Genomic DNA, 26,099 nt, shown 5'->3' with positions numbered 1-26,099 from the left:
CACTGGAGACAACCCATGGCCCACCCATCCGCCAAAGAGCCGCAAGGCAAGCACCAGTCGAGGAAAGCCGCCGCCAGCGGCTGGATCGGCTCGGCGCTGGAGTACTACGACTTCTTCATCTACGCCACCGCCGCGGCGCTGATCTTTCCGCAGATCTTCTTCCCCAAGGGCGACCCGACCACGGCCATCATCGCGTCGCTCGCGACCTACGGCGTGGGCTATGTCGCGCGCCCCATCGGCGCCTTCGTGCTCGGCCACTGGGGCGACACGCACGGGCGCAAGCAGGTGCTGGTGCTGTGCATGTTCCTGATGGGCTTCTCGACCGTGGCCGTGGGCCTGCTGCCGACCTACGACCAGGTCGGCCTGCTGGCGCCGGCGCTGCTGGTGTTCCTGCGCCTGGTGCAGGGCTTCGCGGTGGCCGGCGAAATTTCGGGCGCGAGCTCGATGATCCTGGAGCACGCGCCGTTCGGGCGCCGCGGCTTCTTCGCGAGCTTCACCTTGCAGGGCGTGCAGGCGGGCCAGATCCTGGCGGCCGCCGTGTTCCTGCCGCTGGCGCACTACATGCCTGAAGAGTCCTTCAACTCGTGGGGCTGGCGCATTCCGTTCCTGCTGAGCTTCATCGTGATCGTGGCCGGCTACATCATCCGCCGCGAGGTCGACGAGACGCCGGCCTTTGCCGAAGTCGACCAGAAGGGCGAAGTGGCCAAGGCGCCGATCGTCCAGGCGCTGACCGACAGCTGGGGCGACATGCTGCGCGTGATCTGCATGGCGCTGATGAACGTGATTCCGGTGGTCGCCACCGTGTTCGGCGCGGCCTACGCGGTGCAGGCCGCCTACGGCATCGGCTTCCAGAAAGACGTGTACCTGTGGATTCCCGTGCTGGGCAACATCCTGGCCGTGCTGGTGATCCCGTTCGTGGGCAACCTGTCGGACCGCATCGGCCGCAAGCCGCCGATCATCGTGGGCGCCCTGGCTTCGGGCCTGCTGTCGTTCGTGTACCTGTACGCCATCAGCATCAAGAACGTGCCGCTGGCGATCTGCATGTCGCTCTTGATGTGGGGCATCGTGTATCAGGGCTACAACGCGACCTTCCCGAGCTTCTACCCGGAGCTGTTCCGCACCCGCAACCGCGTGTCGGCGATGGCCATCTCGCAGAACATCGGCACCACCTTCACCGCGCTGCTGCCCGCGCTGTTCGCTGCCGTGGCGCCTCCGGGCTCGACCAACATCTGGTTCACCGTGGGTGCCATCACCTTCGCCGTGACCGTGCTGGCCGCGCTGGCCGCCATGAGCGCCCGCGAGACCTACCGCGTCCACATGCACGACCTGGGCAACCCGAACGCGGTGCCGGTCGACAAGGCCGAGTACGACCGGCTGCGCGAAGAAACGCTGGCCAGCGCCCGCACGGAGCGCGAGCGCCGCAAGGCCATGGCCTGAGCTCGGGGGCGAAGACCCCGCGCGCACAAAGGGGTTGTGGCGCCATGAAGAATGGCGCCATGACCGCCCATCTCAAGATCGATTTCGTTTCCGATGTGTCCTGCCCCTGGTGTGCCGTGGGCCTCGGCTCGCTCGAGGCCGCCCTGAAACGGGTGGCGCCGGAGGTCACGGCCGAGCTGCATTTCCAGCCCTTCGAGCTGAACCCGCAGATGCCGCCCGAAGGCCAGGACACCTTCGAGCACCTGAACCAGAAGTACGGCTCCTCGCGCGAGCAGCAGGCCCAGGCCCGCGAGGCGATCCGCCAGCGCGGCGCGGCCGTCGGCTTCGAGTTCAGCGCCGGGGGCCGGCCCCGCGTGTACAACACCTTCAACGCCCACCGCCTGTTGCACTGGGCCGAGCTGGAAGACCCGGCCAAGCAGGTGGCGCTCAAGAAGCTGCTGCTGAAGGCCTACTTCACCGACAGCCAGAACCCTTCGGATACCGACGTGCTGGTGCGCGCGGCGACCGAGGCGGGGCTCGACGCGGCGCGGGCCCGCGAGATCCTGGCCGGCGACGAGTTTGCACAGGAAACCCGCGAACGCGAGCGCCTGTACACCGACGCCGGCATCCATTCGGTGCCCGCGATCATCATCAACGACCAGCACCTGATCTCCGGCGGCCAGCCGGTCGAGGTGTTCGAGCGCGCGCTGCGGCAGATTGCGGGCGCACAGCCCAGCAGCACGGCCGTGGCCTGAACGTGCGGGGCCTCGGCCCCGTCGTTTCGTCCTGAAACGAAGCTGACCTTCAGCTTTACCTGAGCGCGGGCCGAGGTCGGTCAACCGCCTACATCGCGAAGCGGTTGAAGGGCGCATGATCGACCGCATGCCGTTTCCGAAGCTGCACCGCTCGCGCGCGATCGCCGTGACGCTGGCCGCCGTGCTGGCGCTCACCGCCTGTTCCACCGGCCTGCTGCGCCCCGAGGGCCCGCCGCTCACGGCGCTGGGCCACGCCGCCGACACACCCGCCGCGCAGCTGCGCTGGCTCGACCGTGTGAGCTGGGGCGCCAACGCCGGCAGCCAGGCCGAACTGGCGCGCGAAGGCCTGCCGCGCTGGATGGGCCGCCAGCTGCGCCCCGCGCCGCGTCCGCTGCCCGCGGCGGCGCAGGCGCAGATCGACGCCATGGCCATCTCGCGCACGCCGCTCGACCAGCTCGTCTTCGCGCTCGACGCCCGGCGCAAGGCCGCCGACGCCTTGCCCGACGAAGAAGCGAAGAAGGCCGCACGCACGGCCTACCAGCAGGAACTCAACACCCTCGCGCGCGAGGCGCAGCAGCGCTTCCTGCTGCGCGCGCTGTACGCGCCGAACCAGCTGCAGGAGCAGATGACCTGGTTCTGGATGAACCACTTCAGCGTCAGCATTCGCAAGGACCTGGTGCGCGCGATGGTCGGCGACTACGAAGAGAACGCCATCCGTCCGCACGCGCTCGGCAAGTTCCGCGACCTGCTGGGCGCCACCGCGCGGCATCCGGCCATGCTGCGCTACCTCGACAACGCGCAGAACGCCGCCAACCGCATCAACGAGAACTACGCGCGCGAGCTCATGGAGCTGCACACGCTGGGCGTGGGCGGCGGCTATACGCAGGCCGACGTGCAGGAGCTGGCGCGCGTGCTGACCGGCGTGGGCGTCAGCGTGCAGCCGCCCGACGCGACGCCGCCCGCGGTGCGCCCGGCCGTGCGCGCCGACTACGTGCGCCAGGGCCTGTTCGAGTTCCACCCGAACCGGCACGACTACGGCCCGAAGACCTTCCTGGGCCAGCCCATCCAGGCGCGCGGCCTGGCCGAGACCGACGAGGCGCTCGACCGCCTGGCGCGCGCGCCGGCCACCGCGCGCTTCATCTCGCGCAAGCTCGCCGTGTACTTCGTGGCCGACGAGCCACCGCCCGCGCTGGTCGATCGCATGGCCGCGACCTTCACGCGCAGCGACGGCGACATCGCCGCCACCTTGCAGACGCTGTTCGAATCGCGCGAGTTCGCGGCCTCGCTGGGCCGCAAGTTCCGCGACCCCGTGCACTACGTGGTGGCGGGCGTGCGGCTGGCCTACGACGAGCGCGTGGTGCTCAACACCACGCCGATGATCGGCTGGATCAACCGCATGGGCGAGACCCTGTACGCCCACGAGACGCCCGACGGCTACCCGCTCAACGAGGCCGCCTGGGCCAGCGCGGGGCAGATGAACACCCGCTTCGAGATTGCGCGCGCCATCGGCACGGGCGGCGCCGTGCTGTTCCGCACCGACGACAAGGCGCCGATCGAGAAGCCGCCGTTTCCGCCGCTGGCCGAATCGCGCGCCGTGCATGCGCTGCAGCCCGGCCTGAGCGCCGACACGCAGCAGGCGCTCGCGCAGGCGAGGAACCCGCCGGAGTGGAACACCTTCCTGCTCGCATCGCCCGAGCTGATGCGGCGCTGAAAAGAGGGACCGCCATGCAACGTCGACACCTGCTGCAACTCATCGCCGCCACGCCGCTGGCCGGCGCCGCCGCGCGCGTGGTCGCCGCGCCCGCGGCCGAGGGCACCAAGCTGCTCGTCGTGTTCCTGCGCGGCGCCTACGACAGCACCAGCCTGCTGGTGCCCACCGCGAACAGCGATTTCTATTACGCCTCGCGGCCCAACATCGCCATCCCCCGGCCCGGCACGCCCGACGGCGCCTTGCCGCTCGAGGGCGGCGACTGGGGCCTGCACCCGGCGCTCGCGCAGAGCGTGCTGCCGCTGTACCAGCGCAAGCAGGCGGCCTTCATCGCCTTCGCCGGCACCGACGACCTCACGCGCAGCCACTTCGAGACGCAGGACGCCATCGAGCTTGGCGTGGCGCCCGACAACGCGCGGCGTGACTACCGCTCGGGCTTTCTCAACCGGCTGGCCGGCGTGCTCGGCGCCGGGCCGCTGGCCGACGTGTCGCCCATCGCCTTCACCGACCAGCTGCCCATCGTGCTGCGCGGCGACGACGCCAAGGCCGCCAACATGGCGCTCGCGGGCGTGGCGCGGCAGGCCCTCGATGCGCGGCAGAGCCAGATCATCGCGTCCATGTACCGCAACACCGCGCTCGCGCAGCCCGTGGCCGAGGGCTTCCAGGTGCGCGACGAGGTGGTGCGCGCCATGCAGGCCGAGATGGACGCCGCCAGCCGCAACGCCATGAGCCCCAAGGGCTTCGAGCAGGTCGCGCGCCGCATGGCGCTCTTGATGCGCGAGCGCTACGACATCGGCTTTGTCGACGTCGGCGGCTGGGACACCCACGTGGGGCAGGGCGCGGCCAAGGGCTACCTGGCCAACCGTTTCGAAGAACTGGGCCGCGGCGTGGCCGGCTTCGCGCAGGAGATGGGCGAGCCCGCCTGGCGCCAGACCGTGGTGGTCGTCGTCAGCGAGTTCGGCCGCACCTTCCGCGAGAACGGCAACCGCGGCACCGACCACGGGCACGGCACCGTGTACTGGGTGCTCGGCGGCGGCCTGGCCGCACAGGCGGGCGGGCGCGTTGTGGGCGAACAGCAGCCGCTGACGCAGGCCACGCTGTTCCAGAACCGCGACCACGCGGTGCTCAACGAGTACCGGGCGGTGCTGGGCGGGTTGTTCCAGCGGATGTACGGGCTGTCGCCTGCGCAGGTGGCGCGGGTGTTCGGCGGTGCGGCGGTGAGGGACCTGCGGCTGGTCTGATGGCCCCACGGGGGCGGGCCGCACCGTCTCTTTCACGATCTCCTTTTGGACCTTGTGTCCGCCCCTTCGCCTTGAGGCCGCACAGGCATGCGCCGCTGCGTTTACCCAATTTCGGGGATGGCTTTGGCGCAGGTTAATTACAAAAATAGACATTCAGAAACAATTGGGCGCTCCAGCCGGAGAGCGGGTTTCTCCAAAAAGGCGTCGGATGCTTTCCAAGCGAGTGAGTTCTTACGGGCGCTGCAGCGCCATGGCCGGTGTGATCGTCCTGCTGGCGGCCTGCGGCGGTGGTGGGGGAAGCGGCGGTGGCGCGGGTTTCCTGCCGATCGTCGCGCCGGCACAGCCGCAGCCCGAGCCGGCGCCTCCCGTGGTCGTGACCCACACGGTCGGCGGCACCGTCACTGGCCTCACCGGCAGCCTGGTGCTCCAGAACAATGCGGGCGACGACCTGAAGCTCACGGCCGATGGCAAGTTCACCTTTACCACCGTGCTCGTCGAAGGTGCGGCCTACGAGGTCAGCGTACGCACCCAGCCGCTGTGGCAGTTCTGCACCGTCAGCAAGGGCAGCGGCAAGGCGGCGGCCGACGTCGGCGACGTGGCGGTCGCGTGCTCGGCGGTGCAGGCGCAAGTGTCCACGTTCGCCGGATCGGGTACCACCGGCTCGGTCGATGGCAACGGGACCGCCGCATCGTTCTACCTCCCGTACAGCGTGGTCGTCGGCAAGAGCGGCGGCCTGCTCGTGTCCGACGTAGGAACCAATCTCGTGCGAAAGATCTCGCCTGCCGGCGATGTCTCGATCTTTGCGGGCGGCGGTGCCGGTGGTGGCTCGGGGGATGGCAACGGCACGGCCGCATCGTTCGCGGGGCTGGCCGGTCTTGTGCTGGATGCTGCGGGCAATGCCTATGCAACGGAATTCAACGGCAACCGCATCCGCAAGATCACGCCGGCAGCTGACGTGACCACGTTCGCCGGGAACGGCAACAGCAGTTCGCTCGATGGTCATGGCACTTCCGCCACGTTCAATGCACCTGCGTCGGTCGCTACAGATGCCGCCGGCAACCTCTACGTGACCGAACTCTTCGGCGCCGTCATTCGCAAGATCACGCCTGCTGGCGACGTCACCACGCTGGCCGGTTCGGGTGCGCTGGGTTTCGCCGACGGCACCGGGAGCGCGGCGTCTTTCAATATGGCCTATGGCATCGCGGTCGACGCGGGCGGGACCGTCTACGTTGCCGATGGCGGGAACAACCGCATCCGCAAGATCACGCCCGGTGGCGTGGTCACGACGCTGGCGGGTTCGGGCCAGGCCGGGGCGGCCGACGGGGCCGGCAACTCGGCATCTTTCCACCAGCCGAGCGGCCTGGCGGTGGACAGCGACGGCATCATCTACGTGGCCGACACGGGCAACAGCCTGCTGCGCAAGATCACGCCGGCGGGCGTGGTCTCCACGATCGCCGGCCAGCCTGGTGTGCTGGGCGCACAGAACGGCATCGGCACGGCAGCCACGTTCAAGCAGCCTTATGGGGTGACGGTGGATGCCGCTGGCAATCTGTACGTGGCCGACACCTTCAACAACCTGATCCGCAAGGTCACGCCGGCTCGCACGCCCTGATCCCGAGGCATCGCGGCAGCGTCGGTGAGGGCAGGGGCCGCCATGCGACGGCCACGCCACCGAGAATCGGGGCATGCCTCACGCCGTCTCCCTCCTTCGCGCCGCGCGCCTGGCGCGCAGCGCCAAGCCTTTTCTTGCCCGTGGCGGTTTCAAGCGCGAGCGCTGTGCGGGCTGCCGCCTGGTGCCCAGCCATTGCATGTGCGCCGTGCGCCCTCCGGTGGCCACGCGCGCGGGGGTGTGCCTGCTCATGGCCGACATCGAGCCGCTCAAGCCCACCAACACGGGGTGGCTGGTGGCCGACGTGGTGGCCGACACCTTTGCCTTCGGCTGGGCCCGCACCGAGACCGATCCCGCGCTGCTGGCGCTGCTGGACGACCCGCAATGGCAGCCCTACGTGGTGTTCCCGGGGCAGTACGCGGCGCCCGAGCGCGTGGTGCTGGGCGTTCCTGCGTCGCCTGATGCGGCCGGTGGCGGCGTCGCGAAGCGCCCGCTCTTCATCCTGTTCGATGCGACCTGGGCCGAGGCGCGCAAGATGTTTCGCCGCAGCCCCTACCTCGACCGGCTGCCGGTGCTGAGCCTGCAGCCCGAGCAGATCACGCAATACAAGCTGCGCAACTCCGGCCGCGGCGACCACTTCTGCACCAGCGAGGTGGCGGCGATGTGCATGGACCTGGCCGGCGAGCAGGCCGCGCAGCAGACGCTGGACGCCTACCTGGGCGTGTTCACGCACCACTACCTGTGCGCGAAGAACCAGCAGCCAGTCGCATGGGACGGCGCCGCGCACCAGCGGCTGCGCGAGGTGGCCGCGCGGCGCGATCAGGCCGCCTGAGACCGTCTGCGCGGGCGGGCCTCAGCGCAGGTCGAACAGCGCCGCCGCGTTGCCCCAGGCGATGCGCTGCGCCACGGCGGGCGGCAGGTCGCCCAGCCAGGTGCGGTAGCCGCGCATGATCTCGTCGTAGGCGCTCCAGCGCTGGTTGACCCAGGTGTCGGAGCCGACCATGAAGCGATCGGGGTGCTTGAGGATCAGCGCGCGCCATTCGGGGCACAGGCGCCCGTCCTCGCAGGTCAGGCCGGGGCGGTACGAGAGTTCGCCCATCAGCAGCGGGTAGCGCTCCAGCATCGCCTGCACGCGCTCGACCGGCGTGCCGCCGATGCCGGTGTGGGCCCAGATGAGGCGCAGCGCGCGGCCCTTCGACGGCGCGTTCGCCATCAGCAGGTCGACGGCCACGTCGTCCACGTGCGCGAGCACGGCGAGTTTTTTCTCTTCGGCCAGTGCGATCAGCTTCTTCGCGACGGGGCCGTTGGCGTTGGCGCTCTCGTACAGGTGGAACTCGCCGAGCCCGCGGTAGGGGCCGCTGGCGGTGCCGCGCGCCAGTTCGGCCAGCACCATCTCGTGGATGCTTTCGTCGCGGAACCAGTTGTTGTAGTCGTCGCGGTTGCGGTACAGGCGCACGAAGGGCACCACGGTGACGCCGGCGGCGCGGGTCTCGCGTGCGGCGGCCAGGGTCTGCGTGCCGGCGTTGGGCCGCGAGTTCGCGATGATGGCCTTCACCTGGTTGCGCTGCATACGCGCGAGCGCCTCGGTGGGCGGGAAGGGGCCGGTATTGCTGTCCCAGGCTTCCTGGTTGTAGTGCAGGTGCGTGTCGAACAGCGGGCCGTCGTACGGCGCGGCGGTTTGCCCGTGGGCTTGGGACAGGGCCAGGGCCGCGCAGGCGGCGAAGCGGGCAATGAAGCGCATGGGGTTCTCGCGGTGAGTGCCGGGGAGCCGGATTACATCACCCCGGATCACCGCATCGGCACAGCCGCACCCTTGTCGCCGGGCGCGACCTCGAGGCGATCGCGCGGGCCGGCGTCAGCTGCCGGCCGGGTGCGTCGTCGCCTTGCGGCTGCCATCCAGCGAGTACAGCTGCGGGCGGTCTTCCACCGCGACCGCCACTGCCTCGGTGCCGTGCTCCGCGGCGCGCGGTTGCCGGTACAGCTCGTTCTCGAGCCGCCGGGCACGTTCCGCGTACATGCGGGCGAGGGCGCTGTGATGCTCTGCGGCAGCCTGGTGTTCGATGCGTGCCATCTGCGCCTCTTCGAGCAGTGCCGAGGCACGTTTCAAATAGGCCGTGTGGGTGGGCCGAAACAAGAAGTCGAACATGGTTTCACACTCCTTTCCGCTGCAACAACGGTGCAATCATTGTGAACGAATGGCCTCAAAACGCCATCGCTTCCTGTGGCTGCGACGCATCGAAGAAGCGTTCTGTTTCACTTGAGTCAGACAGAATCGGTGGCGAAGAGAGAGGGTTCGATCACCGATGAGCAATGAGGTTCGTTTTTGTCTGGAATACCGGCTCGCCGAAGGCGGGCCCGCGCATGCCGTGCAGACCGCGTGGATGGTCGATTCACCGGCCACGCGTGCGCAGATCGAGGAAATGATTGTCAACGCGCGCGCGATGAATGCCGCGCAGGCGAAGTGGTGGGTGGAGGTGCGCCAGGGCGGCGACGCCCCGCGCTGAAACGACCCGGCGGGCCTCAGTCGCGCATGTTCGCGAACTTCACCAGCGTTGCGTACTTCGCCGTGTCCTCGCGCATGATCTGGCCGAGGTCTTCCTTGCCCGTGGCGGGAATGGAGCCGCCTTCTTCCAGCCGCCGGCGGATCGCCGGGTCGGCCAGGCCGGCCTGCAGCGCCGCGCGCAGGCTCTGCACGATGGGCGCGGGCAGGTCCTTCGGGCCCGCGAGCGCGAACCAGCCGCTCAGCTCATAGCCCTTCAACTGCGGATGCTCGCCGAGCGCCGGCACCTGCGGCAGGCCGGGAAAGCGCTTGGCCGACGACACGCCCAGCGGCACGATCCGCCCGCCCTGCAGGAACGGCGCCGCGGCGGTGGGCGACACGATCGCGAAGTCGAGCGTGCCGCCGACCAGGTCGCTCGTGAGCGGCGCGGTGCCGCGGTAGGGAATGTGCGTGAGGAACAGGCCCGCGCGCTGCTTGATCTGCTCGCCCACGAAGTGCAGCGTCGAGCCCACGCCCGAGCTGCCGTAGCTGTACTTGCCGGGGTTGCGCTTGGCCAGGGCGATGAACTCGTCGAGGTTCTTCACGCCCACCTTCGGACTCGCCACCAGCAACACGGGCGCGACGGCGAGCAGGCTGACCGGGGTCAGGTCTTTCACCGGGTCGTAGCGCTGCGCCGGGTTCACCAGCACCGTGGCCGCCATCTCGTTGCTGGAGCCGGCCAGCAGCGTGTAGCCGTCGGCTGGGCTGCTCACCGCGCGCTGCGCCGCGACCACGCCCGCGGCGCCGGTCACGTTCTCGACCACCACCGTCGCGCCGAGCTTGGCCGACAGGATGTCCGCCGCCACGCGCGCGGCCATGTCGACCGAACCGCCCGGCGCGTAACCGACCAGCAGCTTGATGGGCTTGGCGGGGTAGGTACCCTGCGCGAACGTGGGGGCTGCGGCACAGAAGGCGGCGGCGCCGAGCGCGCTCAGTGCCACGCGGCGCGAAACGGAAGAAGCAAGACGGGTCATCGCGGTTCCAGTACGAAGGAGTGGGAAAGGAAAGGCGAAAGGCCCGCTCAGGCCTGCGCGCCCAGGAAGCGCCGCACCAGCTGCACCCAGTAGCTGGCCGCGATCGGCAGGATCGCGTCGTTGAAGTCGTAGCCGGGGTTGTGGACCATGCAGCCGCCGGTGCGGTGGTGCTCGCCTTCGCCGTTGCCCACGATCAGGTAGCTGCCGGGGCAGCGCTCCAGCATGAAGGAGAAGTCTTCGCTGCCCGTGAGCGGCGCCAGCGGCGGCAGCAGGCCGTCGTCGCCCAGCCAGTCGCGCGCGACCTGCCGTGCGAAGCGCGTGGACTCCTCGTCGTTCACCAGCGCGGGGTAGCGCCAGTGGTAGTCCACCTCGGCCTTCACGCCGAGCGTGACGGCCTGCGCCAGCGCCAGCTCGGTGATGCGCTCGCGCAGCATGGCGCGGATCTCGGGGCGGTAGGCGCGCACCGTGAGGCGCATCTGCACGCTGTCGGCAATCACGTTGGGGGCGTCGCCGCCGTGGATCGCGCCCACCGACACCACCGCCATCTCGCGCGGGTCGACGTTGCGCGACACGATGGTCTGCAGCGCCACGACGATGTGCGCCGCCGCCACCACCGGGTCGGCCGACAGGTGCGGCGCCGAGCCGTGTCCGCCGCGCCCCGTCACGGTGATCGTGACCGAATCGGACGAGGCCATGAACGAGCCTTCCTTGAAGCCGAACTTGCCCGCCGGAAAGCCCGGCATGTTGTGCAGCGCGAAGATGGCGTCGCAGGGAAAGCGCTCGAACAGGCCTTCTTCCACCATGCGGCGTCCGCCGCCCAGGCCTTCCTCGGCCGGCTGGAAGATCAGGTGCAGCGTGCCGTCGAAGTTGCGCTCCTGCGCGATGACGCGCGCGGCGGCCAGCAGGATGCTGGTGTGGCCGTCGTGGCCGCAGGCGTGCATCTTGCCGGGCACCTGGCTGGCGTAGGGCAGGCCGGTGGCTTCCTGGATCGGCAGCGCGTCCATGTCGGCGCGCAGGCCCAGGCGCCGCGTGCCCGTGCCGCATGTCAGCGTGGCGACCACGCCGGTGCCGGCCAGGCCGCGGTGCACCTCGTAGCCCCAATCGGCCAGGCGCGTGGCCACCAGCTCGCTGGTGTCGTGCTCTTCGTAGGCCAGCTCGGGGTGGGCGTGAATCCGGTGGCGCAGGCCGACCATCTCGGGCGCGACCTCGCGCACGGCGGGCAGCACGCTCTCGAGGGCGGCGGCGTTGTCGACGGTGTAGGTCGTCATGGGGGAATCTGTCTCCTTGCTGTCTTGCTGCGAGTCTAGGAATTCGCTGCCAGCCGGGGCAGACAGGCGCCACCATGCGGGGGCGGGCGCAGCCTGTCGCTGCGGACGGCTGCGGACGGCTGCGGATAATGGGCCGCCATGAAGCTGCACCAGCTCCGCTATCTCGCCGCCGTCGCCTCTGAAGGCAGCATCCGCGCCGCCGCGCGGGCACTGGGCGTCACCCAGGCCACGGTCACGCAGGGCCTGCGCGAACTGGAGGCGCATGCGCAGGTGGCGCTGTTCACGCGCCACGGCGGCGGCATCGCCTTCACGCCGGCCGGGCTGGAGTTGCTCGAACATGCGCAGCGCGTGCTGGCCCAGCTGCGCCAGGCCGAAGACACGCTCTCACGCCACCGCGACACCGGTGCGCAGCAGCGCCTGACCGTGGCCATCACGCCCTGGATCACGCAGACCCTGCTGCCGCGCGTGGTGTCGCTGTTCCGCGAAGAGCTGCCGCACGTGCAGCTCGAGATGTTCGACGGCCTGTCGGCGCTCAGCTACCCGCGGCTGCGCGAAGGCAGCCTGGACCTGCTGATCGGCCGCATCGGCCCCGACGAGGCCATGCAGGGGCTGCAGGCGCAGCCGCTGTTCCGCTACGACATGACGGTGGTGGCGCGCCGCGGCCATCCGCGGGCCGGCGCGCAGTCGATGGCCGAGCTGCTGCAGGACGACTGGGTGCTCAACTTCACGCCGGACGAGGGGGCGAGCTTTCTCGACAACCTGTTCCGCCAGCACGGCCTGGCTGCGCCCGTGCAGCGCATCCAGCTGGCCCATTCGCCGTCGATGATGCTGGGCCTCGTGCGCAAGACCGACATGCTCACCTTCTGCCCCTGGCCGCTGGTGGAAACCGAGAGCCTGCGCCATGCGCTGGTGACCTTGCAGCTGCGCGAGCGCTTCCACAGCAACGTGGTGGGCATCGTGCGCCGCGCGCAGGAAGCGCCGTCGCATGCGGCGGCGCGCTTCATCGCGCACTTCCTGGCGCAGCTGCCGGCGTGGCAGGCCTCGGACGATCCGGAGCTGCGGCGGGTGCTGCACTCGGTGGATTTCATCGAGGCAGCGCCGGACGCCCCGTTGCCTCACCCGTGATAGTCGCTCCACGACATGCGCACCATGCCCGGCGGCGTGGGCGCGCCGGCTGAGGCCAGCGTCACCGGCGGGTCGTCGTCCACGCGGCTTCTGGCGCGCGAATCCCAGTCGTCGAGAAAGACCTGCTGGTAGTACTGCGCCACTTCTTCGTTGTGGATGATCAGCCCGGCGTCGCGGTTGCGCAGCACGCCGTCGCCCGACCAGTTGGTGCTGCTCACCAGCACCGCCTGGCCGTCCACGATGATGCCCTTGTTGTGGATGCTGCCCTGGACGCGGAACACATCCTGGTTGCAGCCCGCCTCGACCAGCTTGCGGATGTTGTCGGCCGCGCTGGTGCTGCCCAGGATGATGCGCAGGTCGAGGTCCGGCTCGGTGCTGCGCTGCGCCAGCTTGCGCAGCAGCGCGCGAAAGTCGGCGTCCTTGTCGGCATCGCTCCAGGTGATGTAGGCGAACTGCAGGTACAGCGAAGTCTGTGCGCTGTCGATGAGCGCATTGATGTGCGGCAGGTAGTTGTCCGGCGTGAGCACGGGCTGCACTTTCACCGTGGTCTTCACCGCCGGCAGCCGCGCGGGTTCGACCGGCACCACCGGCCCCGCGAAGGCCACGGCCTGTTCCAGCAGGTGGTCGAGCGGCACGAACACGTCGGGCAATGTGAGCTTGGGCGGCACGTCCAGCGCCGCGTCGGCCGCGCCGTCGGCTTCTTCCTTCTCGGAGGCCTTGAGGTCGTGCAGGATGTACTTCTCGAAGACCTTCGAGAGCACGGCGTCGCTGCAGATCACGTGCCACTCGCGGTTGCCCTTGCTGAACATGCCCTTGGCCTGTGCGGGCGTGGCCACGGGGTCGATGTCGGGCTGGCTGCGCTTGCTCCAGTTGCCGCTCGAGAGCCAGAAGGCCTTGTGGTCGCGCACCGCCACTTTCTCGTGGTACGCGCTGGCGAAGCGGCGGCCCTTGCCGCACTGCACGAGCCAGGCGGTGAAGTCGGCCTCCTGCTGCAGCTTGCGCAGCTTCTTGCGGATGACCTGTTCTTCTTTTGTCATGCCGTCGTCCCAGCTCAGCGCCGCCGCGATGCCGCCGTCGCGCACGAGGTCGATGAAGACCTGAGCGATGTGGTCGGCGTTGAAGTCGTACATCGCCACCGACAGCGAGCGCGTGGTGCCCTCGAGAAAGGGCCGCAGCACCGGCCACCCCGCATCGGGGCCGACGTGGCACAGGAAGGGCTGCTTCACGTTGTAGACCTTGTCGATGGGCTGGCCTGCAGGCGGCTTGTAGACGAGGTCGACGGCCGCTTCGGCGAGCGCGTTCACCGTGTCCTCGAAGTCCGCGTTGGCGGCCAGCTGCCGCGCGGGGTCGGCCTGCATCACGCAGACGCGGTAGGGGCCGAGCTGCCGGGGCGCGCGCTCGGCCACGGGCACCTCCGACAAGGGCCGCTTGCGGTCGACCAACACGATCACGGCGGGCTCGCGCAGGAAGCGGCCATCGACCAGCGGAAAGCCCGGCTCCGCCGCCACGTAGCCGGGCAGGGCGGCCAGCTGCGCCTGGTGGGTGGCGATCACCGACCGGGCCGCCGCGCGCGCGGCATCGTCGAGCACTTTCATGGGTGTTCCTTGGGGTGGGTTGTGGTGCACGCGTGTGCGGGCGCCTGCCGGCATGGCATGCGCGAAGGCAGCGACTCGGGTGGGTCGCTTGTCAGGGGAATCAGGAGATGTTGGGCAGCCGGCGCGACAGCTCGACCGACTCGACGGCCGGGTCGGCTTCGAGTTGCTGGAGCTTGTCGAGCGGAATCTCGGCCGAGAACAGGCCCGGCGAGATGTCGGCGCGCGCGGCGATGTAGTCCGGTCGCTCGGCGCCCTCGCACAGCTTGACCAGCACGACGACGCGCTCGCCCGACACCGGCGCGGGGGCGGCCGAAAAGTCGAGCTTCTTGAGCGAGCGCAAATCGATGGGCATGAGAGGGCAGATGGGGGCCAGAACACAGATTACACCCCCCGCTCGGGTTCGGCACAACCGCACCGGGCGTGGGGGTCATGGCTGGATCGTCAGATCGCGCCGCTGCCGGCCCGGCCATCGCCGCGCTGCGGGTCCCAGCCGGCCGGACCGGCGCTGGGCTTGACGCCCGCCTTCAGCCTGGCGCGGATGTCGGCGATGGTCAGCTTCTTTCCCTCCTTGTGGGCCTTGGCCAGCATCAGCGCGACCAGCCCCGTCACCGCCGGTGCCGCCATGCTGGTGCCCGACTTCTTCACCATGCCGTCCTTCGTGCGCGACTGCGCGGCCTTCACCTGCACGCCGGGTGCACTGACCTCGGGCTTGGGCCGGCCGTCGCGCGTCGGGCCCGCGCTCGAGAAGCTGGCGGCGGGCTCGCCTGTCTTGCGGGCGTCGTAGGCGCCGACCACGATCGACAGTTTTCCCGTCGACAGCGAGCCCAGCAGGTGCGACTTCACCGGCTGGCCGAAGTACGACTGGCCGCTGTCCAGGCGCTCGAGCCAGGCGTGGAACGGCACGTCGTCGGCGGCCAGGGCGTGCAGCCGCACCTTGAACTCGCCGTCGGGCCAGTTGGGTGCGAGCCAGATGCCGATCACGTTGTCCTTGTTGTTCGGGTCGGTGATGCGGCTGCTGAGGAACGCGGCGATCTCGCCGTTGCCCGCGCCGAGCGGAAAGTTTTCTCCCGGTGCGACGCTGGCCAACACCTCGCCGTCGGGGCCCAGCAGCTCGGCGCGCAGGCGCTGGCCGCCGCCGTACCAGAGCTCGAACTCGCCGCCCTTGCCATTGACCAGGGTCCACGACACGTCGAGGTGCCCGTTGCCGGGCACCGTGCCCGCCGTGTGCGTGTTGTCTTCCTGCGAATTGCCGGCCGCCAGCACGATCGCGCGGTTGGGCTTTTGCGACACGAGCGCATCGAAGCCCTGCTCGACCAGCGAGGTGCCGTCGTGCGGGCCGCCGTTGGTGCCCAGGCTCAGGTTGACGACGCAGGGCCTGTCGCCGGCGCGGTCGAAGATGAACTTCACCGCCTCGAGCATCTGCACCGAATCGCCGAAGGAGCTGAACACGGCGTTGTGGCCGGTCCAGGCGATGTCGCGGGCCGACATCTCGACGAAGATCAGGTCGGCCTTCGGCGCCACGCCGGGTTGCAGTGAGCCCCGGCCGTTGCCGCCGGCAATGTCCATCACATGCGTGCCGTGCGAACCCGGGCTGCCCGGCATGCCCGCACCGGGGTCGTAGCCCAGCGCCTTGTACGGATCGGCCTTCTTCAGCGCCTTGTCGATGTCCGCCGCCTCGAAGAGCCGGCCGTAGCCGTAGGGGCTGTTGGCCTTGGCCGGCGCGCCTTGCTGCCACAGCGCCAGCAGGCGCGTCTTGCCGTTGGCCTTCAGGAAGTTCTGGTGCGCGAAGTCGCCACCCGAATCGACCACGCCGATCACCACGCCGGCGCCGCCCGCCGTGCCGGCGAGCGCGGGGTTGTCGGCCGGCACGCCCATCGACGCGATGGTGTTGTTCAGTGCCGGCAGCACGGGCTGCGAGGCTTTCATGCTGAGCACGGCCGGATGCTGGCGGATGGCCTCGGCCTTGCCCAGCGGAATGCGGCCCGTGACGAGCACCGTGCCGTCGTCGGCGGTGCCGATGTCGGAGCCCGCATCGACGTCGGGAATGTCGGCCCACTCCGCATGGCTGGTGACGCGTGCCACCACCGGCACCGAGTCGCCATCGGCCGACGAGATGGGCATGCTCTGCTTGCCCGCGCGCCGGTTCATCACCGCCAGCTGCAGGCGCGGGTCCATCGAGGTCTCGACGTCCATCGGCAGGCGCTGCAGCTGTGCGAGCCCAAAGGTCGACACCGGCGAGAGCCGCGTGCACAGCGCATCGGCGGTGCCGGCGAGCGCGGCGGTGAGGGCGGGGGAGGCTTCGCCCGGCAGGTGGCCCGCGGCGGGTGCATCGGCGTGGGCCGACTGCGCCACCATCGCGGCGGCCATCTCGGGCGGGAGGTCGACCCAGCTGTTGAGCAGCTTGATCTGCCCCGTCACGTGGAGCCGCACGCTGCCGGACGACAGCGCCGGCGTCAGCACCCCGTGCGGCATCTTGGGGACTTTCGTATCAGCGGGCGAGGGCTTCTTCGCGGCGACGCGCTTCTTGGCTGGGGCCATCGGTCGGATCTCCTTGCGCAGGGGCACGGGTGGGTACCGCGAGGTGTAGCAGATTGCCGTGTCATCTGTCACCCCGGCTTGGGCAAGGAGGCGGTCAGAATCGCCGAATGAAAGTGGTGTTCAAGCTTCTGTTCGCGTACCTGGTGGCGAGCCTGCTGTCGACGGGCCTTGCGCTGGTTCTCTTTCCGCTGCACGCGCATGTGCCTGCGGTGGTGGTGCTGCTCGCGTTTCCGCTGGTGCCGTGGACCTTGCTGGCCAACGTCGTGCCCCAGGGATTCAGGGCCAGGGAGGTGGGGCCGCTGCTGGTGTTCGTGCTGGCGTTTGGCGGCGTGGCCTGGCTGATGTTGCGCGCGTCACCGAAGGCCGCGCAGCGATAGCAACGCCGGGCTTACTTCGCCCCGATCTCGAAGACATCGCCGTTCGTCGGCGTCGCGTTCTCGTGGTAGATGTCGTAGAGGTATTGCGCGAGGTCGGCCGGCGCCACGTCCGGCGGAATCGCGAGCTGGGCGAGGCCCAGTTTTCCATCGGCACCGACCCAGTGGCTGCGCCAGCGGGCATCGGTCATTTCGACGCGCAGGGTGCGGCCGAACACGTTGAAGAGGTGGCGCATCGTCGGGGCTCCGGGCATGCACGAAAAGAGATGAGGGGACCGCCACTGTAGCGCCCTCGTCGTATGCACAATGGGCCGACTCGCCCGTCACATCCACTCCAGAGTCCGCATGGCAGACCTCAACGTACGCAAGACCTACGAAGCGGCCGTGGCCGAGCTGGGGCCTGCCGCTGCGCGGATGCTGGCCGATGGTGTGAGTGAAGAACAGGTGGCGCGCTGGATCTTCGCGCAGCGGGACGATCTCAAGCTGCACTACCGCGCGCTGACGCCCCCGGACGCGTTGCAGGCCCTCGAAGCCAGGTCGCACAGCCGCTACGGCAACACGCTGGGCCCGTCGATCGAGCAACTGCGCAACGCGGGCAAGTCGTGGCGGGACATCATCGATTCGGCGGCGCGGCCGGGGACTCACTACCGCCAGGGCGATTGACTGCTACGGGGCGCTGCGCCAGCGACCGGAGCTCGCGCAGACGTCGGCCGGTTCGCCGTTCACCCGGACCTGTTCTTCATCGAGCCGCGACGCGGTGACCGGATCGACATCGAAGTCGACGCCGAGCAGGCGCGCCACCTGCGCGTCTTCGATCGACAGTTCCCAGGTCAGGAACAGCTGCGTGCGATCGAGCGAAGACGGGAAGTCGGCCGCATCGAAGCCGTGGTCGCTGCCGCGCGGCACGACCGCGTGCGGCTGGCCCGTGTCGAACAGCAGGGCCGTGCCCCGGGTGAGCGCGATGCGGTGGCCCGTGACGGGAAAGTGCACGTCCAGGCCCTTGTCTTCGCTGAGGAACAGGTTGCAGAAGGCCGCGCCGCCGTACTGCGCACCGTCGTGGTGGTAGCGCGCGCCGCGGCAGGCCATCAGGGCGACGTCGCTGGCCGGCAGCAGCGACGCGGGCAGGCCCAGCGTGCCGAGCCAGCCGGACATCGCCTGCACGCACTGCGCGTAGTCGGGCCAGCGCGTGCGCGCGCGGGCCAGCGGCATCGGTTCGACATCGCCGGGTTCGAGCAGCACGTTCGTGGCGATCTCCCGCTGCCAGTCGGCCACGAGGCGCGCCGGGGGCTCGGGCACGTCGAGCAGGGCCGCATGCACGATGCCGCTCACGCTGCGGCTGCGCAGCGTGTCGCCGTGCCAGAAGTAGGAGGTCAGCAGGTCGTGCATGCGGGGGCTCTCAAGGCACGGAGGGTACACGCGGCGGGGCGCCGGGCACCGGGAAGCGACGGCCGATGCGGCATACTCCCACCCCCTCCCAACTCGCCAGAATTCCGCTGAATGGACAAGGAAGTCGACCCCTCCGTGCTCGCCGCCATCGATGAGATGCGGCTCTCCGGACCGCGCCTCACGCCGGTCGAAATCGTCGCCAAGATGGGGGTGTTCGACGCACGCGACAAGCCGTTCGAGCACGCCTGGCTCGCCACCGGCGACAACGTCATCGCCACCATCTGGGGCGAGTACGTGAGCGTGGCGGCCGGTGGCCGCTGGTTCTACCTGGAATCGCTCGACGCCCAGCGCCGCCCCGGCGGCGGCGTGCGCAGCGCCCAGCAGGCGCAGCGCGCCAAGGACCGCCTGGCCCTGCTCAAGCGCACCTTCGACGCCGGCCAGGGCTTCCGCGCCGTGCTGCAGACCAACCGCGTCGCCATCGCCGAGCTCGAGAGCAACAAGAGCGCCAAGGTCTCGACGCGCGTGCGCGACGACGCCGAATGGCACGTTGCGAGCTGGGAACCCGAGCAGCAGCTCGCCGTGCTGGTGCGCGGCGCGCGCGGCTGGGTGCCGACCGAGGCCGACATCACGGCCGCCAAGGCCCGCGGCGGCGTGCCGGCGGCCGACGATGCCGACGCGGCCCCGGCCGGCCCGACCACGACCGACGCCGTGCAGGCCGCCGCCATGGCCTACGTCATGGGCCACTTCAAGGGCTACGGCTACAACGCGGAAGACGTCACCAGCAAGGCGCTGGGCTACGACATCGAGGTGTCGAACGCCAAGGGCGCGATGCTGCTCAAGGTGGTCGTGAAGGGCACCGCCCCGGCGCTGCCGACCTTCGCGCTCACGCCCGAGGAAAGCCTGTGCGCCGTGCGCGAGCCGCTGTGGCGCCTGCTGGTGGTGGCCGACGCGGGCAGCGCGACGGCGGCGCACAAGATCTACAAGCCGACCGAAGTGGACCAGGCGCCGGGCTTCCAGCGCAAGGCCTGACCGGCCTCCCGGGCAAACGCCGCGGCCGCACCGGCGCGCCGCGGGCGTTTCCAAATTCTTACAACTGAGCCCCCGGAAACCCGTCGTTTCCAACGGTAAAGTTCCGCCGTCCGGCGCGAACAGTTCGTGCCTTCGCCCCTCTGTTCGCCCCCTTTCATGTCCAACCTCATCGTGCACGGCGGTACGCCCCTTCGCGGCCGCATCATTCCCTCCGCCAACAAGAACGCGGTGCTGCCGGTGCTGTGCGCCACCTTGCTCACCGGCGAGCCGCTGCGGCTGCACGGGGTGCCCGACATCACCGACGTGCGCAAGATCCTCGACATCTTCCGTACGCTGGGCAGCGAGGTCCGCATGGACCACGAGAGCGGCACGCTCGAGCTGCACCACCGCGCCACCACCTTCGATGCGGCGCTTCACCGCCTGCCCGAGGAAATGCGCTCGTCGATCATGCTGGTGCCGCCGCTCCTGGCGCGCTTCGGCGTGGCGCGGCTGGAAGACAACGTCAAGGGCTGCACGCTGGGCGTGCGCGAGATCGATCCGCACGTCGAGGTGTTCCAGCGCTTCGGCGGCCAGGTGGAGCGCACCGAGGGCTCGCTGCTGGTGTATGCGCCCGGCCGGCTCACGCCCACCGACCACTGGCTCGACTACGCCTCGGTGACGACCACCGAGAACTTCGTGCTGTGCGCGGCCGCCGCGGGCGGCACCTCGACGCTCACCAACGCGGCCTCGGAGCCGCACGTGCAGGAGTTCTGCCGCTTCATGGCCATGATCGGCGTGCGCATCGAGGGCATGGGCACCTCGCGGCTCACGGTGCATGGCGGCGGCGCGCTGGGCGGCGGCGAGTTCCGCTTCGACGAAGACTTCCACGAGATCACCACCTTCCTGGCGCTGGGCGCGATCACCGGCGGCGACGTCGTGGTGCGCAACAGCGCGCCGGGCAACTTTCCGCTCATCGACCGCACCTTTGCCAAGTTCGGCGTGCAGATCGAGCATGCCGACGGCTGGTCGCGCGCCATCCGCAGCGGCCCGCTGAAGGTGCAGACGCCGTTCACCAGCAACGTGCTCACCAAGGTGGAGGCCGCGCCGTGGCCGTACTTCCCGGTCGACCTGCTGCCGATCTTCATTGCGCTGGGCGTGCGCGCGCAGGGCAACGCGATGTTCTGGAACAAGGTGTACGACGGTGCGCTGGGCTGGACCGGCGAGCTGTCCAAGTTTGGCGCGCACGTGTTCTCGTCCGACCCGCACCGCCTCATCACCTTCGGCGGCCACGCGCTCACGCCGGCGGTGGTCGAGAGCCCCTACATCATCCGCGTGGCGATCGCGCTGTTCATGGTGGCCGCGAGCATCGAAGGCAAGTCCGAGATCCGCAACGCGACCCCGATCCGGCGCGCGCACCCGCGCTTCGTCGAGAACCTGCGCAGCCTGGGCGTGCAGGTGGAGTGGACCAGCGAGGAGTGAGCCCGCGGCAGGCTGCGCGCTGCTGCTGCTGCTGCTGCTGCTGCTGCTGCTGCTGACCTGTCCTGCTGCCCGATGACCCCGCGGGCGCCGCGCTCAACGGCTTGGCCGGACAATGCCGTGCATTCGACACACGGACACAGGAGCGCACCCCGAATGACGACGTTGCAACAGATCCTCGGCACCGAACTTCCGTTGATCCAGGCGCCGATGGCCGGCGCGCAGGCCAGCGCGATGGCGATCGCGGTGTGCAACGAAGGCGCGCTGGGGTCGCTGCCGTGCGCGATGCTCGGCCCCGACGCGATGCGCAGCGAACTTGCGGCGATCCGCGCGGGCACCGACAAGCCCTACAACGTCAACTTCTTCGCCCACACCCCGCCCACGCCGGACGAGGCACGCGAGGCCGCCTGGCGCGCCGCGCTGGGGCCGTACTACGCCGAGTTCGGCATCGATCCCGCGGGCATCCCGACCGGCCCCGGGCGCAACCCCTTCAGCGCCGAGGTGGCCGACCTGCTGGCCGAGTTCAAGCCGCCGGTGGTGAGCTTCCATTTCGGGCTGCCGCCCGAGCCGCTGCTGGCCAAAGTGCGCGGCTGGGGTGCGAAGGTGCTGGTCTCGGCCACCACCGTGGAAGAGGCGCTGTGGCTCGAGGCGAAGGGCGTCGACGCGGTCATCGCGCAGGGGCTGGAGGCCGGCGGGCACCGCGGCCACTTCCTGTCGCACGACCTGACGAAGCAGCTCGGTACCTTCGCGTTGCTGCCGCAGCTGGTGCACGCGTTGAAGGTGCCGGTGATCGCGGCCGGCGGCATCGCGGATGCCGACGGCGTGGCCGCGGCCATGGCGCTGGGCGCGGCCGGCGTGCAGGTCGGCACGGCCTACCTGCTGACGCCCGAGGCCATGACCAGCGCGCTGCACCGCGCGGCGCTGAAGAGCGAGGCCGCGCGCCACACGGCGCTCACCAACCTGTTCACCGGCCGACCCGCGCGCGGCATCGTCAACCGCGTGATGCGCGAGCTGGGCCCCATCGGCCCGGCGCCGGAATTTCCGTTCGCCACCTCGGGCATCGCGCCGCTGCGCGCCAAGGCCGAGGCGCAGGGCAGCGGCGATTTTTCTCCGCTCTGGTCGGGGCAGAACGCCACCGGCTGCCGCGAGGTGTCCTCGGCCGAGGTCACGCGGGCGCTGGCCAAGGGCTTTCGCTGAATCGCGGTGTCCGTCATTTTTTCAAGGCACTTCCGACCTATGACATCGCTCCATCTGCCCCTGCAGTTCCTGCACCACCCCGCACCCTCGGGCGGCCCTGAACCCTGGCTGCTCGTGCTGATGCACGGCGTGGGCAGCAACGAGCAGGACCTGTTCGGCCTGGCGCGCATGATGCCGCCGCAGTTCCATGTGCTGAGCCTGCGCGCGCCGTATGTGCTGTCGCCCGGTTCCTACGCCTGGTTCGAGTTCCAGGTGCTGGCCGACGGCGGGCGCCGCATCGACGAGGAACAGGAGCGCGAAAGCCGCTTCCTCATCGGCGAGATGGTCACGTCGGCGTCGCAGCAGCTGGGCATTCCGCCCGAGCGCGTGGTGGTCGGCGGCTTCAGCCAGGGCGGGATCATGTCGCTGTCGCTGCTGCTCACGCAGCCCGACAAGCTGCGCGCCGCGCTGGTGTGGCACAGCCGGCTGCTGCCCGAGGTGGTGCCGCACATCGCACCGCCCGAGGCCTTCGCGGGCAAGGCGCTGTGGGTGAGCCACGGCAGCGCCGACAACGTGATTCCGCCGAGCGCCGCGCAGGCCACGCGCGAGCTGGCGCGCGGGCTGCCGCTGGCGCTGTCGGGCTCGGACTTCCCGGGCGCGCACGAGATCCGCCCGGCCGAGCTGCAGGGCACGCTGGCGTGGCTGCAGGCGCTCAGCGCGCCGACAGCCGCGCCATGACCATCGCCTCCATCTCGGCGACCCAGGCGTCGTCGATGGTGTCGGGCTGCACCAGCAGCCGGTAGCGGCGCCCGCCCCAGGCGGCGGTGAGCAACGCCTGCACGGTGGCGGGCGAGGGCGGCGGCTGCAGGTCGCGGCAGGCGGCGAAGGCCTGCGTCCAGCGCGCGAGCAACTCGTCGTACACGCGCCGATGGTGCTTGGGTTCGGCCACGCGGTGTTCGAGCATCAGCATCTCGTGGTCGAAGGCGGGCAGCCCGTCGAGGTGCGTGTCGCAGGTGAAGCGCACGAGGCGCTGCGTGCGTTCGCGCCAGTCGATGCCTGAAGGCGCGATCACGTCCGCGTCGAGCCGCGCGAGCAGCGCCTCGACGCAGTGGCGCACGTAGCCCGAGAGCAGGGCTTCCTTGTCGGGAAAGTAGTCGTAGAAGGTGCCGACGGCGATGCCGGTTTCGAGCGCCACGGCGCGCGTGGTCACGCCTTCCCAGCCCTGCGTGCGCCAAATCCGAACAAAGGCGTCGTAGATGGCCTGCACGGTGAACTTGCCGCGCGCCTGCGTGGGGCGTTTCAGGGGCTTGGAGCGGGGTGCTGCGGGCATGGACCGGGTTTCCGAACCCGCGGCGAAGCGGGCCGTCCTACAGTTTGCGAATGAACAACGCATTCACTTTAACCCGCCTCGAAACGCGCAAGAACGCACTCGGGACCACCCGCATCGTCACTTCGGAAGACGCCGGCAGTTTGCAGCCGGGCGAGGTGCTGATGCAGATCGAGCGCTTCTCGCTCACCACCAACAACATCACCTACGCGGCCTTCGGCGATGCGGTGATGAAGTACTGGCAGTTCTTTCCCACCGGCGACGCCGACTGGGGCCACATGCCGGCCTGGGGCTTTGCCGACGTGGTGGCATCGAATGTCGAAGGCGTGGCGGTGGGCGAGCGTTTCTACGGCTATTTCCCCATCGCGAGCCACCTGCGCATGCAGCCGGTGCGCGTGACGCCGCGCGGCTTCTACGACGGCGCGGTGCACCGCAGCGAACTGGTGTCGGCCTACAACCAGTACATGCGCTGCAGCCACGACGCCGGCTACGTCGCCGCGCTGGAGGACTACCAGATGCTGGTGCGCCCGCTGTTCATCACCTCGTTCATGCTGGCCGACTTTCTGGAAGACAACGCCTTCTTCGGCGCGACGCAGGTCGTGGTGTCGAGCGCATCGAGCAAGACGGCGTTCGGCACGGCCTTCTGCCTCGGCCGCCGCGAGGGCCTGCAGCTGATCGCGGCCACGTCGGAAGGCAACCGCGCCTTCGTCGAGGCGCTGGGCTGCTACGACCGCACGGTGGCCTACGGTGAGATCGCGACGCTCGCGGCCGACGTGCCCACGCTGTATGTCGACTTCGCGGGCCATGACGACCTGCGCGCCACCGTGCACCACCACTTCGGTGAATCGCTGGTGTACGACTGCTATGCGGGCTCGGCGCAGAAGACCGAATTCCTCGGCGACACCAGCGCGCTGCCCGGCCCCACGCCCAAGCTCTACTTCGCGCCCGTGCAGATCCGCAAGCGCAATGCCGACTGGGGCCCGCAGGAGGTCAACCGCCGCTTCAACGACGCGCAGGGCCGCTTCATCGCCGAGCTGAGCCGCCCGGGCAACCGCTGGATGACGCTGGCGCAGGGCCATGGCTTCGCGCATGCGCAGGCCGTGATCGCCGACCTGCACGCGGGCCGCGTCGATCCGCGCGAGGCGCATGTGGTGCGCATCGGCGGCGAGTGACAGCGTGAGCGACTGAACTTCGGCGCGGGTGGGGCGTCACAGGGGGTTACGAGAACGTGGCGATCGTGCGGGCCGTGCAGGCCATCCTGGTGCACCATTGCCTTTCGTCTCCCCACTGCCATCCCGCAAAAGGAAACCGCCCATGTCCGACGCCGACTCCCCCCGCGACACCCCTGAATTCCGACCCCGCAAGGAAGCGCCGATGGGCACCATCGTCGGCCTGGCGCTGGTCGTGCTGGTGGCGGCTTATTTCGGCTGGCGCTGGTACCAGCAGCAGCAACTGGCGCCGTTGCCGACCGCGCCCGTGGCCGTCGCACCGAACGACGCGCCCCCCGAGCCGCCCAAGGCCGAAGAGCCGAAGGGCCCGCAGAACCCGGTCGAGGCGCTGGCCCCGCCCGATGCCGCGCTGCCCGCGCTGGCCAGTTCCGATGCGCGCGTGATGAGGGCGCTCACCGAGCTGCTGGGCGGCAAGGCCGTCGCGGCCTACCTGCAGTCCGACGGCGTGGTGCGGCGCTTCGTCGCCACGGTCGACAACCTGCCGCGCGAGCAGGCGCCCGCGAGCAAGTGGCCGGTGCAGCCCGCGCCGCAGCGCTTCATCACCGACGGGCCGCAGCAGGGCGGCGTGCAGACCATCGCGGCGAACAACGCGGCGCGCTACAACGGCATCGTGATGCTGGCCGGGGCTGTCGATCCGGCCAAGGCGGCGGCGGTGTATGCGCGGCTGTACCCGCTGTTCCAGCAGGCGTACGAAGAGCTGGGCTATCCGGGCCGCTATTTCAACGACCGCTTCATCGCCGTGATCGACCACCTGCTGCAAGCGCCCGAGCCCACGGGGCCGGTGCAGGTGAAGCTGGTCGAGGTGAAGGGCGACATTCCCTCGCAACGGCCCTGGGTGCGTTACGAATACGCCGATCCGAAGCTCGAATCGCTCTCGGCCGGCCAGAAGATCCTGGTGCGCATGGGGCCCGAGAACGAGCGCAAGATGAAGGCCAGCCTGCGCGGGCTGCGCGCGCAGATCGCCACCGGCGAGATCGCGAAGAAGAAGCAGCCCTGAGGCGCGATGCACTGACAGCGCCCCGCCTGCACGCCCTGTAGGCGCGGGCCGATTGCATGCCGCGCGAAGGGTCGAGATGATTTGCGCCTACGACTTCGAGGGCAAGCCATGAACCTGATGAGCGTCGATCTTTACCAGAGCACCACCGACCCCGGGAAATTCCTGGCGCTTCCCGCCGGCACCGACCCGACCGAACTCATGGGCCCGATGACCTTCGATCGGGACTACGCGCACATCAAGCGCTACCAGGCGGCCTTCGCGTTCGATCCGTCCGAAACCTACGCGGGCGTGAACGCCGCGAAGATCGCCGCGGACCTGCTCACCGTGAAGTGGGCGATGTACCGCCGCGAAGGCTGAA

The 26,099-nt window shown here is 69.8% G+C and carries 27 protein-coding genes; 17 read left to right on the top strand and 10 right to left on the bottom strand.

The window, feature by feature from the left end:
• The first annotated feature begins 15 nt into the window (after positions 1-15).
• From VHAB30_RS13935 to VHAB30_RS13910, 6 genes are all read left to right on the top strand, one after another.
• Entirely contained in the window at positions 16-1,437 is a 1,422-nt protein-coding gene (locus VHAB30_RS13935; protein WP_095744853.1) for an MFS transporter, read from the top strand.
• A gap of 59 nt (positions 1,438-1,496) precedes the next feature.
• Positions 1,497-2,171 carry a DsbA family oxidoreductase gene (locus tag VHAB30_RS13930; protein WP_159277415.1) on the top strand — a complete coding sequence of 225 codons (675 nt, stop codon included), beginning with the start codon at positions 1,497-1,499 and terminating at the stop codon, positions 2,169-2,171.
• A gap of 115 nt (positions 2,172-2,286) precedes the next feature.
• On the top strand, positions 2,287-3,882 hold the full coding sequence (locus VHAB30_RS13925; protein WP_235926648.1) for a DUF1800 domain-containing protein: 1,596 nt from the start codon (positions 2,287-2,289) through the stop codon (positions 3,880-3,882).
• Between the two features lie 14 nt (positions 3,883-3,896).
• Positions 3,897-5,120: a DUF1501 domain-containing protein gene (locus VHAB30_RS13920; protein WP_159277414.1), complete on the top strand. Its 1,224-nt coding sequence runs from the start codon at positions 3,897-3,899 to the stop codon at positions 5,118-5,120.
• A gap of 250 nt (positions 5,121-5,370) precedes the next feature.
• Entirely contained in the window at positions 5,371-6,732 is a 1,362-nt protein-coding gene (locus VHAB30_RS13915; protein ID WP_159277413.1) for an NHL repeat-containing protein, read from the top strand.
• Positions 6,733-6,805: 73 nt separating this feature from the next.
• On the top strand, positions 6,806-7,561 hold the full coding sequence (locus VHAB30_RS13910) for a tRNA-uridine aminocarboxypropyltransferase (protein WP_159277412.1): 756 nt from the start codon (positions 6,806-6,808) through the stop codon (positions 7,559-7,561).
• 21 nt (positions 7,562-7,582) lie between these two features.
• Here the strand turns inward: VHAB30_RS13910 and VHAB30_RS13905 are convergent, their stop codons facing one another.
• Positions 7,583-8,470, bottom strand: a complete 888-nt coding sequence (locus VHAB30_RS13905) for an amidohydrolase family protein (RefSeq protein WP_235926646.1) — start codon at positions 8,468-8,470, stop codon at positions 7,583-7,585.
• 114 nt (positions 8,471-8,584) lie between these two features.
• Entirely contained in the window at positions 8,585-8,875 is a 291-nt protein-coding gene (locus VHAB30_RS13900; protein WP_062474377.1) for a hypothetical protein, read from the bottom strand.
• Between the two features lie 157 nt (positions 8,876-9,032).
• Here VHAB30_RS13900 and VHAB30_RS13895 point away from each other — a divergent pair, with 157 nt between their 5' ends.
• Positions 9,033-9,233 carry a hypothetical protein gene (locus VHAB30_RS13895; RefSeq protein WP_159277411.1) on the top strand — a complete coding sequence of 67 codons (201 nt, stop codon included), beginning with the start codon at positions 9,033-9,035 and terminating at the stop codon, positions 9,231-9,233.
• 16 nt (positions 9,234-9,249) lie between these two features.
• Here the strand turns inward: VHAB30_RS13895 and VHAB30_RS13890 are convergent, their stop codons facing one another.
• Both VHAB30_RS13890 and VHAB30_RS13885 read right to left on the bottom strand, forming a co-directional pair.
• A complete protein-coding gene (locus VHAB30_RS13890) occupies positions 9,250-10,242 on the bottom strand; it encodes a Bug family tripartite tricarboxylate transporter substrate binding protein (protein ID WP_159277410.1) in 993 nt (330 codons plus the stop codon).
• Between the two features lie 47 nt (positions 10,243-10,289).
• On the bottom strand, positions 10,290-11,510 hold the full coding sequence (locus tag VHAB30_RS13885) for a M20 aminoacylase family protein (RefSeq protein ID WP_216850716.1): 1,221 nt from the start codon (positions 11,508-11,510) through the stop codon (positions 10,290-10,292).
• 138 nt (positions 11,511-11,648) lie between these two features.
• Between VHAB30_RS13885 and VHAB30_RS13880 the strand changes: the two genes are divergently transcribed.
• Positions 11,649-12,635, top strand: coding sequence for a LysR family transcriptional regulator (locus tag VHAB30_RS13880; RefSeq protein WP_216850715.1), 987 nt, complete (start codon positions 11,649-11,651; stop codon positions 12,633-12,635).
• Here the strand turns inward: VHAB30_RS13880 and VHAB30_RS13875 are convergent.
• The 3 genes from VHAB30_RS13875 to VHAB30_RS13865 form a co-directional block, all read right to left on the bottom strand.
• Complete coding sequence (locus VHAB30_RS13875; protein WP_159277408.1) at positions 12,626-14,230, bottom strand: phospholipase D-like domain-containing protein; 1,605 nt, start codon at positions 14,228-14,230, stop codon at positions 12,626-12,628. The genes VHAB30_RS13880 and VHAB30_RS13875 overlap by 10 nt on opposite strands.
• 100 nt (positions 14,231-14,330) lie before the next feature.
• The gene (locus VHAB30_RS13870; protein WP_070095020.1) at positions 14,331-14,582 is read right to left on the bottom strand and encodes a cell division protein FtsQ/DivIB; all 252 of its coding nucleotides are present in this window, start codon (positions 14,580-14,582) and stop codon (positions 14,331-14,333) included.
• Positions 14,583-14,671: 89 nt separating this feature from the next.
• Positions 14,672-16,768, bottom strand: coding sequence for a S8 family serine peptidase (locus VHAB30_RS13865; RefSeq protein ID WP_159277407.1), 2,097 nt, complete (start codon positions 16,766-16,768; stop codon positions 14,672-14,674).
• Between the two features lie 107 nt (positions 16,769-16,875).
• Between VHAB30_RS13865 and VHAB30_RS13860 the strand changes: the two genes are divergently transcribed.
• Positions 16,876-17,145 carry a hypothetical protein gene (locus VHAB30_RS13860; RefSeq protein ID WP_159277406.1) on the top strand — a complete coding sequence of 90 codons (270 nt, stop codon included), beginning with the start codon at positions 16,876-16,878 and terminating at the stop codon, positions 17,143-17,145.
• Between the two features lie 11 nt (positions 17,146-17,156).
• On the opposite strand, the gene VHAB30_RS13855 is transcribed toward VHAB30_RS13860, so the two are convergent.
• Positions 17,157-17,378: a DUF7661 family protein gene (locus VHAB30_RS13855; protein ID WP_143599026.1), complete on the bottom strand. Its 222-nt coding sequence runs from the start codon at positions 17,376-17,378 to the stop codon at positions 17,157-17,159.
• A gap of 109 nt (positions 17,379-17,487) precedes the next feature.
• Between VHAB30_RS13855 and VHAB30_RS13850 the strand changes: the two genes are divergently transcribed.
• Positions 17,488-17,805: a hemagglutinin gene (locus VHAB30_RS13850; RefSeq protein ID WP_159277405.1), complete on the top strand. Its 318-nt coding sequence runs from the start codon at positions 17,488-17,490 to the stop codon at positions 17,803-17,805.
• Between the two features lie 3 nt (positions 17,806-17,808).
• On the opposite strand, the gene VHAB30_RS13845 is transcribed toward VHAB30_RS13850, so the two are convergent.
• Positions 17,809-18,528: a hypothetical protein gene (locus VHAB30_RS13845; RefSeq protein WP_159277404.1), complete on the bottom strand. Its 720-nt coding sequence runs from the start codon at positions 18,526-18,528 to the stop codon at positions 17,809-17,811.
• Positions 18,529-18,639: 111 nt separating this feature from the next.
• Here VHAB30_RS13845 and VHAB30_RS13840 point away from each other — a divergent pair, with 111 nt between their 5' ends.
• From VHAB30_RS13840 to VHAB30_RS13825, 4 genes are all read left to right on the top strand, one after another.
• Entirely contained in the window at positions 18,640-19,557 is a 918-nt protein-coding gene (locus tag VHAB30_RS13840; protein ID WP_095947426.1) for a protein NO VEIN domain-containing protein, read from the top strand.
• A gap of 156 nt (positions 19,558-19,713) precedes the next feature.
• The gene (locus VHAB30_RS13835) at positions 19,714-21,015 is read left to right on the top strand and encodes a UDP-N-acetylglucosamine 1-carboxyvinyltransferase (protein WP_062474398.1); all 1,302 of its coding nucleotides are present in this window, start codon (positions 19,714-19,716) and stop codon (positions 21,013-21,015) included.
• Between the two features lie 153 nt (positions 21,016-21,168).
• On the top strand, positions 21,169-22,209 hold the full coding sequence (locus tag VHAB30_RS13830; RefSeq protein ID WP_159277403.1) for an NAD(P)H-dependent flavin oxidoreductase: 1,041 nt from the start codon (positions 21,169-21,171) through the stop codon (positions 22,207-22,209).
• A gap of 39 nt (positions 22,210-22,248) precedes the next feature.
• Positions 22,249-22,926, top strand: a complete 678-nt coding sequence (locus tag VHAB30_RS13825) for an alpha/beta hydrolase (RefSeq protein ID WP_159277402.1) — start codon at positions 22,249-22,251, stop codon at positions 22,924-22,926.
• On the opposite strand, the gene VHAB30_RS13820 is transcribed toward VHAB30_RS13825, so the two are convergent.
• Positions 22,901-23,518: a TetR/AcrR family transcriptional regulator gene (locus VHAB30_RS13820; RefSeq protein WP_159277401.1), complete on the bottom strand. Its 618-nt coding sequence runs from the start codon at positions 23,516-23,518 to the stop codon at positions 22,901-22,903. The two genes, VHAB30_RS13825 and VHAB30_RS13820, sit on opposite strands and share 26 nt — an antisense overlap.
• 50 nt (positions 23,519-23,568) lie before the next feature.
• Here VHAB30_RS13820 and VHAB30_RS13815 point away from each other — a divergent pair, with 50 nt between their 5' ends.
• From VHAB30_RS13815 to VHAB30_RS13805, 3 genes are all read left to right on the top strand, one after another.
• On the top strand, positions 23,569-24,687 hold the full coding sequence (locus VHAB30_RS13815) for a DUF2855 family protein (protein WP_159277400.1): 1,119 nt from the start codon (positions 23,569-23,571) through the stop codon (positions 24,685-24,687).
• A 142-nt stretch (positions 24,688-24,829) separates the two neighbouring features.
• The gene (locus tag VHAB30_RS13810) at positions 24,830-25,741 is read left to right on the top strand and encodes a DUF3014 domain-containing protein (RefSeq protein ID WP_159277399.1); all 912 of its coding nucleotides are present in this window, start codon (positions 24,830-24,832) and stop codon (positions 25,739-25,741) included.
• Positions 25,742-25,858: 117 nt separating this feature from the next.
• Positions 25,859-26,098: a hypothetical protein gene (locus VHAB30_RS13805; protein WP_235926644.1), complete on the top strand. Its 240-nt coding sequence runs from the start codon at positions 25,859-25,861 to the stop codon at positions 26,096-26,098.
• The last annotated feature ends 1 nt before the right edge of the window (position 26,099 follow it).

The organism is Variovorax boronicumulans (assembly GCF_009811375.1).
GTDB lineage: Bacteria > Pseudomonadota > Gammaproteobacteria > Burkholderiales > Burkholderiaceae_C > Variovorax > Variovorax boronicumulans.
Note: the sequence above shows the minus strand (reverse complement) of the source record. Positions and strands in the feature narration are given on the sequence as shown.